Source organism: Streptomyces sp. f51, assembly GCF_037940415.1.
Classification (GTDB): domain Bacteria; phylum Actinomycetota; class Actinomycetes; order Streptomycetales; family Streptomycetaceae; genus Streptomyces.
Genome location: NZ_CP149798.1, coordinates 354,401 through 370,291, shown reverse-complemented (window position 1 = coordinate 370,291; position 15,891 = coordinate 354,401). Strand labels below are relative to the sequence as shown.

At 72.2% G+C, this 15,891-nt stretch carries 13 protein-coding genes; 9 read left to right on the top strand and 4 right to left on the bottom strand.

Annotated features, from left to right (window positions below; genetic code table 11):
- Nucleotides 1-131 precede the first annotated feature (131 nt).
- A complete protein-coding gene (locus WJM95_RS01640) occupies nucleotides 132-893 on the bottom strand; it encodes a TetR family transcriptional regulator (RefSeq protein WP_339127638.1) in 762 nt (253 codons plus the stop codon).
- 289 nt (nucleotides 894-1,182) lie between these two features.
- Here WJM95_RS01640 and WJM95_RS01635 point away from each other — a divergent pair, with 289 nt between their 5' ends.
- Entirely contained in the window at nucleotides 1,183-2,988 is a 1,806-nt protein-coding gene (locus tag WJM95_RS01635; RefSeq protein WP_339127637.1) for a glycoside hydrolase family 15 protein, read from the top strand.
- A 76-nt stretch (nucleotides 2,989-3,064) separates the two neighbouring features.
- On the opposite strand, the gene galE is transcribed toward WJM95_RS01635, so the two are convergent.
- Entirely contained in the window at nucleotides 3,065-4,120 is a 1,056-nt protein-coding gene (galE, locus tag WJM95_RS01630; RefSeq protein ID WP_339127636.1) for a UDP-glucose 4-epimerase GalE, read from the bottom strand.
- 307 nt (nucleotides 4,121-4,427) lie between these two features.
- Nucleotides 4,428-5,177 (bottom strand): MBL fold metallo-hydrolase, encoded by a 750-nt coding sequence (locus WJM95_RS01625; protein ID WP_339127635.1) that lies wholly within the window; start codon nucleotides 5,175-5,177, stop codon nucleotides 4,428-4,430.
- 473 nt (nucleotides 5,178-5,650) lie between these two features.
- On the opposite strand from WJM95_RS01625, the gene fusA reads away from it, so the two are divergent.
- Complete coding sequence (fusA, locus tag WJM95_RS01620; RefSeq protein WP_339127634.1) at nucleotides 5,651-7,753, top strand: elongation factor G; 2,103 nt, start codon at nucleotides 5,651-5,653, stop codon at nucleotides 7,751-7,753.
- Nucleotides 7,754-7,953: 200 nt separating this feature from the next.
- Here the strand turns inward: fusA and WJM95_RS01615 are convergent, their stop codons facing one another.
- A complete protein-coding gene (locus WJM95_RS01615; protein ID WP_339127633.1) occupies nucleotides 7,954-8,388 on the bottom strand; it encodes a cupin domain-containing protein in 435 nt (144 codons plus the stop codon).
- Nucleotides 8,389-8,637: 249 nt separating this feature from the next.
- On the opposite strand from WJM95_RS01615, the gene WJM95_RS01610 reads away from it, so the two are divergent.
- From WJM95_RS01610 to WJM95_RS01580, 7 genes are all read left to right on the top strand, one after another.
- The gene (locus tag WJM95_RS01610) at nucleotides 8,638-9,288 is read left to right on the top strand and encodes a GntR family transcriptional regulator (protein ID WP_339127632.1); all 651 of its coding nucleotides are present in this window, start codon (nucleotides 8,638-8,640) and stop codon (nucleotides 9,286-9,288) included.
- 75 nt (nucleotides 9,289-9,363) lie between these two features.
- Nucleotides 9,364-10,143, top strand: a complete 780-nt coding sequence (locus WJM95_RS01605) for a PIG-L deacetylase family protein (protein ID WP_339127631.1) — start codon at nucleotides 9,364-9,366, stop codon at nucleotides 10,141-10,143.
- Entirely contained in the window at nucleotides 10,140-10,850 is a 711-nt protein-coding gene (locus WJM95_RS01600) for a 4-carboxy-4-hydroxy-2-oxoadipate aldolase/oxaloacetate decarboxylase (RefSeq protein ID WP_339127630.1), read from the top strand. The genes WJM95_RS01605 and WJM95_RS01600 overlap by 4 nt, the downstream gene beginning before the upstream one ends.
- Nucleotides 10,851-10,958: 108 nt before the next feature.
- On the top strand, nucleotides 10,959-12,047 hold the full coding sequence (locus WJM95_RS01595; RefSeq protein WP_339127629.1) for a 4-oxalomesaconate tautomerase: 1,089 nt from the start codon (nucleotides 10,959-10,961) through the stop codon (nucleotides 12,045-12,047).
- Nucleotides 12,048-12,056: 9 nt separating this feature from the next.
- Complete coding sequence (locus WJM95_RS01590; protein WP_339127628.1) at nucleotides 12,057-13,013, top strand: catechol 2,3-dioxygenase; 957 nt, start codon at nucleotides 12,057-12,059, stop codon at nucleotides 13,011-13,013.
- Between the two features lie 131 nt (nucleotides 13,014-13,144).
- On the top strand, nucleotides 13,145-14,470 hold the full coding sequence (locus tag WJM95_RS01585) for an MFS transporter (RefSeq protein WP_339127627.1): 1,326 nt from the start codon (nucleotides 13,145-13,147) through the stop codon (nucleotides 14,468-14,470).
- A 166-nt stretch (nucleotides 14,471-14,636) separates the two neighbouring features.
- A complete protein-coding gene (locus tag WJM95_RS01580; RefSeq protein WP_339127626.1) occupies nucleotides 14,637-15,413 on the top strand; it encodes a GNAT family N-acetyltransferase in 777 nt (258 codons plus the stop codon).
- Nucleotides 15,414-15,891 lie beyond the last annotated feature (478 nt).

Here is a 15,891-nt window from a genome sequence, read left to right as displayed (position 1 = left end):
CCGTCGCATCGGACGGCACAGGACCGTTCGCCGGGTTCCGGGGCATTGTTGATCGTAGGCACGGGGGAAGGGCCGGTGCATCTTCAGCACGAGCGGTGGCGGGCCACGGGGCCGCCGTGCGTCGTCGCCGCTCAGTCCTGCGCGGACTCGGGTGCGAAGCGGTCGAGCAGGGCGTCCAGACCGGCGTCCAGACCCTCCGGGCCGCCGCGCTCGGCGAGGGTCGCGGCGATCTCGCGGAGCCGGGGCAGTTCCTGGGGCGGCATCCGGTGCAGTCCCAGACGGAAGGCGGGGTCCACCTCCTCGGGGTTGTCCACCATGGCCCGCAGCTCCACGGAGACATAACCGAGCGCCCAGCCGGTGAAGGCACGGAAGACCGCCGCGGAGCGCTCAAGGCCGAGCCCCGCGTCCATGAGCAGGGCGAGGACACGCTCGTGCTCCTTGAGCACGGCGAGCGGTCTCCTGGCCAACGGGACGGCGAGCATACGGGTGGACAGCAACGGCACGGCCCGGGGATGAGCGAGACAGACCTCGTACATCGCCCGTGCGATCCGGTGGAGTTCGGCGCGCCACGCGGCCGGGTCCGGCGAGGCGGCACCCTCCGGCGGGGAACCGGCGGACAGGCGCTCCACCAGTTCCAGGTACAGGGCCTCCACCAGTCCGTCCAGCAGGGCGTCCTTGCCGTCCGCGTACCGGTAGAGGGCCATCGCCTCCACGCCGAGCCGGGCGCCGAGCCGGCGCATGCTCAGCGCGGAGAGGCCCTCCTCGTCCACCAGGTCCAGGGCGGCGGCGAGCACGCGTTCGCGGCTCAGCCGGCCGTAGTGGCCCCGGTCGCTGGCCCGCCGCGCCGGGGCGTCGTCCTCGCCGTCCTTGTCCCGCGCCCGTTCCCTGGCCATGCCCTGCCTCCGTAAGGCCGCCCGCCCGAAATTCCCGCTTGTGCCGACTCTGTCATCTACGAGGGTGAAGCGTATGCATACAGCGTAAATGCAAGCTATTCGGGTGGAAAGCTCCCCGGGTCCCCCTTTATCCGTATGCGTGTCAGCTTATCCGTATGCGTGTCAGCGAACTCCTCCGGCTCTCCGCGACGGTCCGGGGCGCCCCGGAAATCGCCTGGTCAGGATGCGCTTCGGGGCCACCGCCGTATGCTGGAAAGGCGGCAAAGAACACGGCGGCGTGGCTTCGATCATGAACGCACCCATCGAGGACTACGCCCTCATCAGCGATCTGGAAACCGCTGCCATGGTTGGCAGGGACGGTTCCATCGACTGGCTGTGCCTGCCCCGCTTCGACTCGCCGGCCGCCCTGGCCGCGATGCTGGGGACACCGGACAACGGATTCTGGCGGATCGCGCCCGTCTCCCGGGCCGAGCGGCCGCACTGCGCGAGCCGGGCCTACCGCCAGGACACCCTCGTCCTGGAGTCCCGCTGGGAGACGGACACGGGCGCGGTCCGGGTCATCGACTTCATGCCACCGCGCAGTCAACTGCCCTGCGTCGTCCGCGTGGTGGAAGGTCTGTGGGGATCCGTACCCATGCGCAGCGAACTGCGGCTGCGCTTCCACCAGGGCAGGGTGGTGCCCTGGATCCAGGCCGGCGAGGTCTGCACGGTGGCGGTTGCCGGACCCGACGCCGTCTGGCTGAACGCGGAGGGTCTGGAGGCGGAACCCGGCGCCGACGGCTCCACCGTCCACGAGTTCACCGTGCGGGCCGGGCGCAGGACGACCCTCACGTTCGTGTGGGCGCCCTCGTACCGGACCGAACCGCCCGCACCGCTGTCCGTCCCGGCGGAGACGGTGCTCAAGGAGACCGGTGACTTCTGGCGGCGCTGGGCGGCCCAGTGCCGCTACCAGGGACCCTGGCGCGAGGCCGTGGTGCGGTCCCTGATCACGCTGAAGGCGCTCACCTACGCGCCCACCGGCGGCATCGTGGCCGCCCCGACCACCTCGCTGCCCGGCCTCATCGGCGGCGAACGCAACTGGGACCAGCGTTACTGCTGGCTGCGGGACTCCGCGCTGACCCTGTCCTGTCTGCTGCGCGGCGGTTACCGCGAGGAGGCGACGGCCTGGCTCGGCTGGCTGGTACGGGCCATCGCCGGGGAACCCGCCGATCTCCAGACCGTGTACGGCGTCGCCGGACAGCGGCTGCTCCCGGAGACGGAGGCACCCTGGCTGCCCGGATACGAGGACTCCCGCCCGGTCCGCTTCGGGAACTCCGCGGTGAGCCAGTTCCAGCTCGACGTGTACGGCGAGGTGCTCGACGCGCTCCTGCTGTCGCTGCGCGCGGGCATCCCCGTACCGGGTCATCTGTGGAGGCTCGTGGAGGGCATGATGAGCCACCTCGGCCGCCATTGGCGCGAGCCGGACCAGGGGCTGTGGCAAGTGCGGGGACCGGCACGGCAGTTCGTCCACTCCAAGGTCATGACCTGGGTGGCGGCCGACCGCGCGCTGCGCATGGGCGAGCTCCTCGGCAGGAACGGCTCCTCGGACGCGTGGCGGGCCCTGCGGGACGAGGTCCACCGGCAGGTGTGCCGGGAGGGATGGGACGCCGGCCGGGGGGCCTTCGTGCAGTCGTACGGCTCGACGGACCTGGACGCCTCCGCGCTGCTGATACCCCGTCTCGGCTTTCTGCCCGCGGGGGACGAGAGGGTGCGCGGCACCGTACGGGCGATGCGGGACCTGTCCCACGGCGGGTTCGTACGGCGGTACGTGCCGAACGGCCACGGCGTGCACGGTGTGGACGGGATGCCGGGCGGCGAGGGCGCGTTCGTGGCGTGTTCGCTCTGGTACGCCGACGCGCTCGCCACGACCGGCCACCGGGAGGAGGCGACGGAGGTCTTCGAGCGGGTGCTGGGGATCCGCAACGACCTCGGTCTGCTCTCGGAGCAGTGGGACCCCGACGCCGGCCGCCAACTGGGCAACGCGCCGCAGGCGTCCAGTCACATCGCGCTGGTGGAGACCGCGTTCCTGCTGGCGGAGCCCGCGGCGGCGGGGTAGCGGGCGGGTACCTCCGCGGGTGTCGGAGTCGGTGCCGGAGTTCGGCGCAGGTCGGGGAGCCGGTCCTCGTCGGACGTCAGTCCTTGTCGGACGGGCGACGGGCGGATCCGGCGTAGCCGTACGGGTTGAGCTCCTGGAACCGCCACGCGTCCCGGCACATGTCGGCGAGGTCCCGTGACGGGTGCCAGCCCCAGGCACGGGCGACGGCGGAGGCGTCCGCGACGAGCTCGGCGACATCGCCGGGCCGGCGCGGCACCATCGAGTAGGGCACGGGACTACCGCAGGCCGCGGAGAAGGCGGACACCACGTCGAGGACCGAACTCCCCTTGCCGATACCGAGGTTGTAGACGTGCATACCGGTCCCGTCCGCGAGGTGGTCGAGCGCGACACGATGGGCCTCGACGGTGTCCATGACGTGCAGATAGTCGCGGATCGCGGTGCCGTCCGCCGTCGGGTAGTCGTCGCCGAAGACGCGCAGGCGCTCCCGCCGCCCGACGGCCACCTGGGCCAGGTTCGGCAGCAGGTTGTCCGGGGAACCGCTGGGGTCCTCGCCCAGGAGCCCGCTGGGATGGGCGCCCGCGGGGTTGAAGTACCGCAGGCACAGCACGGTGTACTCGGGGCGACGGCGGCAGACGTCGGCGAGGATCTGCTCGCAGATCAGCTTGGAGGCGGCGTACGGATTCGTGGGCCGGGTCGGGGTGGACTCGTCGAGCGGTCCGTGGCCGGCATCGCCGTACACGGAACAGGACGAGGAGAAGACGAGCTGGTGCACGTCGTGCTCGTGCATGGTGTTCAGCAGCGCGGTCGTTCCGCCGACGTTCGTGTCGTAGTAGTCGATGGGCATGCGTGTCGACGTGCCGACGGCCTTGTGCGCGGCAAAGTGCACGACGGCGTCAACGGAGTGGCGGTCGAAGACCGCCGACAGTGCGCGCCGATCACGGATGTCCAGCTCGTAGATGGTGCCGAGGAAACGGCCCGCGATGCGTTCCACGCGGGCGAAGACCTGTGGACTGCTGTTGGAGTAGTCGTCGACCACGATCAACTCGTAACCGTGGTCGAGGAGTTCGACACAGGCGTGACTTCCGATGAATCCTGCGCCGCCCGTGACGAGAATGGTCGAGGGGGCACTCATGGGCCCGGCTCCTTCGTGTGCGCGGGCGACGGTCGGCGAGGGGAGCGCCGCGCCGGCACGGGGGGTGCGGCGCCGGTACGCCGGGGCGGCGCTCCCGGACGAAGCGGATGACGACGTATGTTTACGACGTATATGTACAACTCTGCGCCCGCTTGTCCCCTGCGTCAAGCGGGCGCCCGGCCCGGCGGCGATCGAGGGTGATCGGTTCGGCTGTGCCGGGGGCGAGCGGTTCGGCGGCGCCGGGGGCGAGCGGCCCGGCGCTCGCCGGGGGTGACCGGCGAGACGGTCACCCCCGGCACGGCCGCGGTCAGCCCGCCAGCTCCCTGGCGCGCCGAGCCGCCTCGCCCACCGGCGCGCGGTGCAGGGGACCGTGTCCGGGCAGCAGCACATCGGCGTCGAGGGCCTCGATGCGTTCGAGCGAGGCCAGGGCGCCGGCGCGCTCGGTGTCGAACATCTTCGGCAGCAGCTGCGGGCCCCGTATCCGGGAGGTGGGGTGACCGCTCACCAGGGCGTCACCGGAGATGAGCACCCCGGCCTCCGGCAGGTGGTACACGCAGTGGCCCGGCGTGTGGCCGGGTGTGTGCACCGGGACGGGCCGGCCGGGCAGATCGAGCGGGCCCGCGTGCGGAAAGGCCTCGGGCTTCGTCATGGTCACGTCCGCCGTGCCGCCCGACCGGATGGCGTGCACGGCCCAGGGCAGCACGCCCGGGCGCCACGCCTGCCGCATCACCTGCCCGATGCTCACCTGGTGGAGGAACTCGCGGCGCGCGTGGGGCACTTCGGCCTCGTGCAGCTGGACGGGCGTTCCGTACGTGTGGTTCAGGAACTCGGCCGAGCCGAGGTGGTCGCTGTGCGCGTGGGTGACGAGCACGGCGGTCACGGCCTCGGGCGCGTGGCCGAGGGTCTTCAGCGACGCCAGCAACTGCTCGCGGTCGCCGGGATATCCCGTGTCGATCAGGGTGACGGAGTCGCCCTCGGACAGCACCACCCAGTTCGTGTTGCTGCCGTGCACCAGATGAACTCCGGCGGCTGCCTCGACGATCGCTTCCTCGCGCATGACCATCCTGACGTCGGATAACTGCGGTTGCCCAGACGGGCGGTGACAGGGCGAACGTATCGCGGGCGTGACCGACCCGCCGCGGCGCGGTCGAGGGGTCGCCGGACCGCCCCGGAAAATCCGGTGCCGAGCGCGCGTCGGGTTCCCTAGACTCGCCACGGAATCACACACCGCCGCTCCGAGCGCGTGTGTGCCGTGACGAACGAGGGGAGCAGGCCGTGCGCTACCGCACCGCTGTCGTCGTCCCCCCGTCACAGTACGAGGTGATCCTGGTGTCCTCCCGGGCCCGGTACCGGCTGCGCGGCCGGAACCGGACACCCGCGACGACCCTCTGACCCCCGCCCGTACGGCGGCGACCGCACACCCGGTCGCCGAACGCCGTGCCCGGCGGAGGTCCGCCACCGCCTGATCACAGGTGTGTCGTCCGGGAATCGCGCCGACCCGTCTCCGGATCGTCCGAAAGGCCCTCGGCCGTGCGTACCGACCTTCACCTCCACCCCACCGGCACTGTCACCGACCCCCTCGCCGCCGTCCGCAACCTGGGCATCCTCGCCCACGTGGACGCCGGGAAGACCACCGTGACCGAACGGATCCTCTATCTCACCGGCACCGTCCACAAACGCGGCGAGGTCCATGACGGCACCACCGTCACCGACTTCGACCCGCAGGAGCGCGACCGCGGCATCACCATCTTCGCCGCGGCCGTCACCTGCGCCTGGGCCGGCCACCGGATCAACCTGCTCGACACCCCGGGCCACGTCGACTTCTCCGACGAGGTGGAGCGCTCGCTCCGCGTCCTCGACGGCGCCGTCGCGGTGTTCGACGCCGTGGCCGGCGTGGAGCCGCAGAGCGAGTCGGTGTGGCGGCGGGCCGACCGGCACGGCGTCCCCCGGATCGCCTTCGTGAACAAGCTGGACCGCGCGGGCGCCGACCTGGACGCCGCCGTCGACTCGATCCGCGACAGGCTGCATCCGGCGCCCCTGGTCGTCCAGTTGCCGATCGGCACCGAGGACACCTTCACCGGCGTCGTCGACCTGCTGCGGATGCGCGCGCTCGTGTGGGCCGACGGCGCCGAGTCCGCCGAGGAGATCCCGGTGCCGCAGGACCTGCTGGAGGAGGCGGGGCGACGGCGCCGGCTCCTGGAGGAGGCGGTCGCCGAACTCCATCCGGCGGCCCTGGAGGAGTTCTGCGAACGCTCCACCCTCTCGGCCCGGACCCTCGCGGCGGCGCTCCGCGACCTCACCCTCACCGGTGAGGGCGTGGTCGTGCTGTGCGGATCGGCCTACCGCAACCGCGGTGTCGAACCGCTGCTCGACGCGATGGTGGCCTACCTGCCCTCGCCGCTCGACGTGCCCGCCGTCCGCGGCACGCACGACGGCACGGAGCAGGAACGGGCCGCGGACCCCCAAGCGCCGTTCGCGGCGCTGGTGTTCAAGGTGAACGCCACCGCGACCGGACGGATGACGTATCTGCGTGTCTACGCGGGCACGGTGGAGAAGGGACAGACGGTGCTGGACACCGGCACGGGACGCACCGAGCGGGTCGCGCGCATCCTGCGCGTGCGGGCCGACCGGCACACGGAGCTGGAGCGCGCGGTGGCCGGGGACATCGTCGCCGTGATCGGGCCGAAGTCCGCCCGGGCCGGGGCGACCCTGTGCGCCCCCGCGGCGCCGCTGCTCCTCGAACCGCCCCTCGTCGCCGATCCGGTGGTGTCCGTGGCGGTCGAGGCGCGCAGGAGCACCGAGACCGACCGGCTGGCCTCGGCGCTGGCACGGCTGGCCGAGGAGGACCCCTCGCTCGTCGTCCGCACCGACCCGGAGACCGGGCAGACAGTGCTGTCTGGCATGGGAGAACTGCATCTGGAGGTGGCGGTGGAGAAGGTACGGCGCGCGCACGGCCTCGACGTCACCGTCGGGCGGCCGAGGGTGTCCTACCGGGAGACGGTGGCCCGCGGGGTGTCCGGTCTGGTGTACCGGCATGTCAAACAGGACGGCGGCGCGGGGCAGTTCGCCCATGTCGTCCTCGACGTGGAACCGCTGGGGACGGACCCGGACGGTGCCGGGGGCGCGGCGACGGGCTTCGTCTTCAGGTCGGCGGTCGTCGGCGGCCGGGTGCCGCAGGAGTACGTCCGTGCCGTGGAGGCGGGCTGCCGGGACGCGCTCGCCGAGGGTCCCCTCGGCGGTCACCCGGTGACCGGGCTGCGCGTCACCCTGACCGACGGGGCGACCCATGTGAAGGACTCCTCGGAGACGGCGTTCCGCGCGGCCGGCCGGTTCGGGCTGCGTGAGGCGCTGCGCGCCAGTGCCATGGTCCTGCTGGAACCCGTGGCCGAGGTCACCGTCACGGTTCCGGAGGAGGCCGTGGGCGGGGTGCTCGGGGACCTCGCGGCCCGGCGCGGCCGGGTCTCGGGCTCGCTCGCCCGGGTGGGCACGTCGGTGGTCACCGCCACCGTGCCGCTGGCCGAACTCTTCGGCTACGCGACCCGGTTGCGCAGCCGGACCCAGGGCCGGGGCGTCTTCACCACCCGCCCCGCGGGTCTGGCACCGGCCCCGGTGCAGGAGCCGCGGGTCCGGTGACCGCGGCCCCGCCGCGCGAGCCGCGGGTCGGGTGACCGCGTACGGCCGCGCGGCTGACGGCGCCCGCCGCTGCCGACGGCCGCCGACGCCCGCGGCCGACGACGGCCCCGCCCCGACCAGGGCGGGGTCGTTGTCACCCCGGACCGGTCTCACTCCATCCGGTGCCGGTCGGGCAGGTGCTCCCCCGAACCCGCTGGGGCCTACTGGAAGGCGCAGCCGGGGTTCGGGGCGTCCTCGGAGAAGGGCGAGCCGTGCGGCAGTACGTAGAGGACGTCGAGGACCAGCGGCTTGCTGCCGAGGTTGCGCCCGATGTGGACGTTGCCGGGACCGGGCGGCTCGGTGAGGGAGTCGCCCCTGCGGTAGAGGCCGTCCCGCGCGCACGTGGAGTCGTAGTGGCTGAGGGTGCCCTGCTTGACGTACCCGTAGAGCGGGCCGTCGTGGTAGTGCCAGCCGGTCGCCTGGCCGGGAGGGATGGTGATCTCCCTCAAGGTGTAGTCCGTCCCGTCGACGGTGGTCTGCGCGAGGACCTTGCCGCTGACCCCGGGGCCCGGCGGAGTCGCGTGGGCTGGGGCGGCGACGAGGGTCAGACACAGGGCGGCGAATCCCGCCGAACCGGTGCGGAGCGAGGCGCGCATGCGGTAAGTCCCTTCGGCCGAGGCTGAGTCGGGCTGTGACGGACGAGGTTCATGGTGGGGCCGTCCCCGGCGCGCCACAAGCGGTGTGCGGCGGGTGGCGGTAGGGCCTGTCCGGCGACTCCCGTCGGGCCAGGTCACCGGACCCGCGGGTTCCGCGCACACCACGGTCGGCAACATGACGAACAAAATTGTTGACAATCTTGTTGGTCTAGATTTACGTTCGACAGGCACTCACTCAGGGAGGGCGCAATGCAGAAGGAAGCCCGTCCAGGCACCGGCGAGCAGGCCAAGCAGCACGCGTTGGTGCAGCTGCGGCAGGCGATTCTGCGCGGAGAGATGGCACCGGCCCAGCGGCTGGTGGAGAACGAACTCGCCGAGCAGTTCGGGGTCACCCGGGCCAGCGCGCGGGCGGCGCTGATCGAGCTGGAATCGGAGGGACTGGTCGAGCGGATCCGCAACCGCGGATCACGCGTCCGGGTGGTGACCGTGGAGGAAGCGGTCGCCATCACCGAGTGCCGCATGGCGCTCGAAGGGCTCTGCGCCGCCAAGGCGGCCGTCCTGGCCACCGACGACCAGCTCGCCGAGCTGGCCGGCCTGGGCGACGCCATGGTCAAGGCGGTCGCCGACGGCGAACCGGTCACCTACTCCGAGCTCAACCACGAAGTCCACGCCCGGATCAGGGAGTTCTCCGGCCAGCGCACGGCCTTGGAGCTCCTGGAACGGCTCAACGCCCAACTGGTGCGCCACCGCTTCCAGTTGGCCTTGCGTCCGGGCCGTGCCCAGCAGTCCCTGAGTGAACACCTGGCCATGATCGAGGCGATCGGGGCCAGGGACCCGCAGGCGGCCGAAGCGGCCGTCCGCGCCCACCTCGGCAGCGTGATCGAAGCGCTGCGCGACTGACGTACCGCGCGGCGACGCGCGACACGGCGGACGGCCGAGGCGGGCGCCCACCTGTCCACCAAGGAGATTGCCGCGATGACGCACGGCCACGCCCCCGCCCCCGAGCCCCCCGCCCCGCCCGGGGGGCGCCCGCCCAGGTCGACGCTGGTCGTCACCGCGCACGCCGGAGACTTCGTGTGGCGGGCCGGGGGAGCCATCGCCCTGGCCGCCTCCCGGGGGGAGAGGGTCACGATCGCGTGCCTGACCTTCGGTGAACGCGGCGAGTCCGCGAAGGCCTGGCGCGAGGGCAGGAAGCTGGACGAGATCAAGGCGATACGCCGTGCGGAGGCCGAGAAGGCCGCCGCCACCCTCGGCGCCGCCGTCCGCTTCTTCGACGCGGGCGACTACCCGCTGACCGCCACCGCCGAACTCACCGACCAGTTGGTGACGCTGTACCGCGAGACCCAGCCCGACGTTGTGCTCACCCACCCCACCGAGGACCCGTACAACGGCGACCACCCCGCCGCCAGCCGGATGGCCCTGGAGGCCCGCGTCCTCGCCCAGGCCATCGGCTACCCCGGCGAGGGCGAGATCATCGGCGCCCCGCCCGTCTTCTACTTCGAACCCCACCAGCCCGAGATGAGCGGCTTCAGGCCCGAGGTCCTCCTGGACATCACCGACGTGTGGGCGACCAAGCGCGAGGCGATGGAATGCCTCGGCGCCCAGCGGCACCTGTGGGACTACTACACCGACCTCGCCGTCCGCCGCGGCGTCCAGCTCAAGCGCAACGCCGGCCCCAACCTGGGCCTGGCGCACGGGACCATGGCCGAGGCGTTCATGCGCCCCTTCCCGCAGATCGCGAGGGAGCTGGCATGAGCGGCGTGATCGTCACCGGCCCGCCGAGGGCGGACGCGAAGGACGTCGAGGCGATCGCCGCGTACGGCACCGCCACGGTGCACGAGGCGATGGGCCGCACGGGCCTGCTCGGAACCGGTCTGCGCCCGATCCAGCAGGGCGTCCGCGCCGCGGGCACCGCGGTCACCGTGCTGTCCTGGCCCGGCGACAACCTCATGATCCACGCCGCCGTCGAACAGTGCGGCGAGGGCGACCTCCTGGTCGTCACCACCACCTCGCCCTCCACCGACGGCATGTTCGGGGAGCTGTTCGCCACCGCGCTGCGCCGGCGCGGCGTGCGCGGACTGGTCATCAACGCGGGCATCCGGGACACCGCCGAACTGCGCGCGATGGGCTTTCCCGCCTGGTCCGCCGCCGTCAGCCCGCAGGGCACCGTGAAGGCGACCGGCGGCTCGGTGAACGTACCGGTGTCCGTCGGCGGCCAGATCGTCCGGCCCGGCGACGTGATCCTCGCCGACGACGACGGCGTGGTGTGCGTGCCGCGCGAGAAGGCCCGCGAGGTCGCCGAGGCCTCCGCGGCCCGCGAGCGCAAGGAGGCGCTGGCCCGCGCCGCCTTCCTCGACGGCGAACTCGGCCTGGACCGCTACGGGTTGCGCGAGACGCTGGCACGCCTGGGCGTGACCTACACGGCGTACGAGGACCACGTACGGGACGGAGCCGCGCCGTGAGCGGGGCCGTTTCCCCGGGTGGAGCCGGGAGCCGCGCCGTGAGCGGGCCCCGCTTCCGGGACGGAGCCGCGTCATGAGCGGGCTCCGCTTCGGAGGCGGAGCCGCGCCGTGACCGGATCCGCGGGGGTGCGCTGCATGCTCCTGCGTGGCGGCACCTCGAAGGGCGCCTACTTCCTCGCCGGTGACCTGCCCGTCGACGCCCAAGAACGGGACGGGCTGCTGCTGAGGGTCATGGGCAGCCCCGACCCGCGCCAGATCGACGGCCTGGGCGGCGGGCATCCGCTGACCAGCAAGGTGGCCGTGGTCTCCGCCTCCACCGACCCCGCAGCCGACGTCGACTACCTGTTCCTCCAAGTCGCGCTCGACAAGGCCGAGGTGTCGGACCGTCAGAACTGCGGGAACCTCCTCGCCGGGGTCGGCCCGTTCGCCGTCGAACGCGGACTGGTCGCGCCGGGGGAGGGGGTCACGTCGGTCCGCATCCGCATGGTCAACTCGGGTGACCTCGCGCTCGCGACCTTCCCCACCGAAGGCGGGCGGGTCGTCTACGAGGGCGATGCCGAGATCTCCGGGGTGCCCGGGACCGCGGCGCCCGTGGTCGTCGAATTCCCGCGCGGAAGTGCTCCGTTGCTGCCGACGGGGCAGGCCCGGGACCTCGTCGACGGAATCCCCGTGACCTGCGTGGACAACGGGATGCCGACCGTACTGATCGCCGCGTCCTCGCTGGGCGTCACCGGATACGAGAACCCGGAGGACCTGGAAGCGGACCAGACCCTGGCGGACCGTCTCCGCGTGATCCACCTGGAGGCGGGCCGGCTGATGGGGCTCGGGGACGTCGAGAACGCCACCGTGCCCAAACTGACCCTGCTCGCCCCGCCCCGCCACGGCGGAGCCGTCACGACCCGCACCTTCATCCCGGTGCGCTGCCACACCTCCATCGGCGTCCTCGGCGCGGCGAGCGTGGCCGCCGGGCTGCGGGTGGAGGGGGGTGTCGGACAGGTGCCGGCGCGGCTGCCGGGACGGGGCGACCGGCTGCGTATCGAACACCCCACCGGATTCCTCGACATCGAAGCGGGAGTCGAGTTCGGCCCCGGGGACGAGACCCCCGTGGCCCGGCGCACCGCCGTCGTCCGCACCGCACGCAAGATCTTCGACGGCACGGTCTTCCCCCGGCCGGCCGGAGCCGCACACCAACCCTGAGGAGGCCCCATGGCCCCGCCGCTCGGCGACATCGCCCACCTCGGGCACGTCGAACTGCTCACCCCCGACCTGGACGCCAGCGTCCGGTTCTTCACGGAGTACCTCGGCCTGACCGAGAACGGCCGCTCCGGAGACTCCGTCCACCTGCGGACCTGGGACGACTACGAACACCACAGTCTGACCCTCACCGCCCACACGACCTCGGGCATCCGGCGCACCGCCCTGCGCGCCTCCAGCGAGGAGGCGCTCCACCGCCGGGTCAAGGAGATCGAGGGCGCCGGCCGCGAGGGGCGCTGGGTGAGCGACGAACCCGGCATCGGCCCGCTGTACGTCACCACCGATCCCGACGGCCATGAACTCGCCCTGTACTGGGAGAGCGAGTGGTACGAGGCGCCGGACCACCTGAAGCCCGGGCTGAAGAACCAGCCGCAGGCCAAACCCGGCCACGGGGTCGGCGTACGGCGCCTGGACCACGTGAACTACCTCGCCTCGGACGTCGCCGCGAACGGGGACTTCGTCCGCGACGCGCTCGGGGCCCGCCCGACCGAGCAGATCCGGCTCGACAGCGGGCGGATCGCGGCCCAGTGGCTGACCTTCAGCAGCAAGTCGTACGACGTCGTCTACACCGAGGACTGGACGGGTTCGAGCGGACGCCTGCACCACATCGCGTTCGCCACGGACACCCGCGAGGACATCCTGCGCGCCGCCGATCTCGCCCTCGACACCGGGGTGTTCATCGAGACGGGCCCGCACAAGCACGCCATCCAGCAGACGTTCTTCCTCTACGTGTACGAACCCGGCGGCAACCGTGTCGAGTTGTGCAACCCGCTCACCCGGCTCGTCCTCGCCCCCGACTGGCCGCTGATCACCTGGACCGAGGAGGAGCGGAAGAAGGGCCAGGCCTGGGGGCTGAAGACCATCGAGTCCTTCCACACCCACGGAACGCCACCCGTCCGAGATTGTTGACAAAAACGTTGACACTCCGGAGGTCCACTCCTTAGCGTCTGTCGCACCACGGGGTCGGCCGCACGCGCCGCGCCGATCCGCACCCCCGAACCGCATCCAGGGCCCCCACCTCTGGACGAGAGGAAACAACGATGTCCTCCTCCCTCGCCCTGCCCGCTCGCGGCGGCAGACTGGCCGCGCTGGTCGTCGGCCTCTGCTGGCTGGTCGTCCTCTTCGACGGCCTCGACATGTTCATCTACGGTTCCGTGCTGCCGCACATGCTGGAGACGAAGGCGCTCGGCATCGACCCCGGCAAGGCCGGCGACGTCGGCTCCTACGCCACCTTCGGCATGCTGATCGGCGCCCTGTGCTCCGGCACCGTCAGCGACTGGGTCGGCCGCAAGAAGACGATCATCGCGTCGACCGCCGTGTTCTCGCTGGCGTCCGCCGTCTGCGCCTCCGCCGGGAGCCTGGGCGTCTTCAGCCTCGGCCGCTTCCTGGCCGGGCTCGGCCTCGGCGGTCTGCTGCCGAGCGCGATCACCATGGTCACCGAGTACGCCCCCCGGGGCCACCGCGCCCTGATCGTCGGCTCCCTGATGACCGCTCACCAGGCCGGCGGGATCGTCGCCGGATTCGTCGCGCTCGGGACGGGCGACTGGCGGCTCTCCTTCTGGATCTGCGTGATACCGCTGTTCATCGGGGTCCCGCTGGCGGCCGCGTTCCTGCCCGAGTCGATGGCCTTCCTCCGGGCCTGGGGCCGCACCGAGGAGGCCCGCGCGCTCGCCGACCGCTACGGCGTCGACCTGGCCGCCCGCGCCGAGGAGCGCCAGGCCGTGGCCGACCGCTTCGGCGCTCTCAACGCCCTCTTCCGCGGCGGCCGTTGGGCCCAGACCCTGCTCTTCTGGATCGCGTCCTTCGGCGGTCTCCTCCTCGTCTACGGCGTCTCGCAGTGGCTGCCCTCGCTCATGAAGGCCAACGGTTACGACCTCGGTTCCTCGATCGGCTTCGTCATCGTCATCAACCTCGGCGGCATCGCCGGCATGCTGATCGGGGGACGGCTCACCGACAGGTTCGGCGGTTCGGTGATCTCGGCGATCTGGTTCGGCGCCACCGCCGTCGGCATCTACTCCCTCAGCGTCAGGATGCCGCTGCCCCTCACGTACACCGTCGTGTTCCTGACCGGTCTGTTCCTCTTCAGCGCGCAGGCGATGATCTACGCGACGGTGGCGCACCGCTCCGAGGACGACAACCGCGCCACCGCGGTCGGCTGGACCTCGGGCATGGGGCGCTTCGGCGCGGTCTTCGGCCCCTGGCTGGGCGGGCAGCTCCTCGCCACCGGCTCGACCACGGCGGGCTTCACCGCCTTCGCCCTCGCGGGAGTCTTCTCCCTGGTCTTCGTCAGCCTGACCGGCCTGCGCCGGGTCAGGACCACGTCCCCCGACCCCGCACCGCAGCGGGAGCTGACCGCGACCGGCTGACGGGAGCGGTGCGCGCCGGTGTCCGGGCGGGGCCCACGCAAGGGTCCGCCCGGGCACCCTCGTGTCCGGGCGGAGCGGGGGAGGGCCGGGCACGAGGGTCCCTGCGGATGCCCGGAGGGCCCATATTCCCGTTGCCCCGTTCGTCCCGGGGTGCTGGAGTGACCCCATGGATCACGAAGCGGTACTGGCGCTGTTCGACCGGGACATGCGGGAGGGCGCGCGGCCCGACGCGCCCGGCGCCCGGGTCGAGCGCGTCGGCAAGGTGGTGCGCCTGGTCGGCGCGGACAAGGGGTGGAGCGGGGTGCTCTGGTCCGACCTCGACGCGGCGGGCGCCGACGCGGCGATCGCCGAACAGGTGAGCTTCTACTCCGGGCTCGGGGGCGGCTTCGAGTGGAAGCTGTACGGGCACGACCGGCCGGAGGACCTGGGGCAGCGGCTGCGGGCGGCGGGCTTCACCGCCGAGCCCGAGGAGACGGTGATGGTCGCGGAACTGAGCGGTCTGGCCCTCGACGTCGAACCGCCGGAGGGCGTGCGGATCGTCCCCGTCACCGACCGCGCGGGCGTCGCCCTGGTCGCCGAGGTCCACGAGCAGGCCTTCGGCCGTGACAGCACGCGGCTGCGTCACCAACTGCTCGCCCAGCTCACCGGCGACCCGAACGCGGTCGTGGCCGTCGTGGCGCTCGCCGGTGAGGTCCCCGTGAGCGCGGCCCGCATGGAACTCCTGCCGGGGGCCCGCTTCGCCGGGCTGTGGGGCGGAGGCACGATCGAGGCATGGCGGGGCCGGGGCATCTACCGCGCCCTCGTCGCCCACCGCGCCCGCGTCGCCGCCGAGCGCGGCTACCGCTACGTCCAGGTCGATGCCTCCAGCCAGAGCCGCCCCATCCTTGCCCGCCTGGGCTTCCAGCCGCTGACCACGACGACGCCGTACGTCTACGAAGGATGACCCCGTCGGCCCCGTCGGCCCCGTCGACGACCACGGGGGCCGGGTGACCGCAGTGCTCAGGGCCCGAACGGGCGGCACCCGAACTCGAACGGCACAGCGCGGCCTCGCGGATCAAGGACCGGCCGACCTCCGAGGGCATCGGCCTTGAGAGGGCACCGGCCTTGAGGGGTCGCCGCCCTTGAGGGGGGCCGGGGTCGCTCGTGTTCGATTCTGGCTCTTATGGCCCTTTTTTATTCGAGCTTGGAATTCTTTCCTTGTGATTGAGATTTCTTTTGCCTGTGTGGTCGGCCGTAGGCCCTAGCGTGAGGTCCTGCGGGGGGATCTTGGTCGACGTGTGCCTCCGCTTTGACGTGCGCTCAAGTCGCCTCTCACGACGGTGACTTGTGTGCTCCTTGGATCAGAGGGGGTCGCTCACCATGGTGCGGACAGCGGGGCGGAGACGGGGTCGCGCGGACTTACGCGCTTGGGGTGTTCGTCG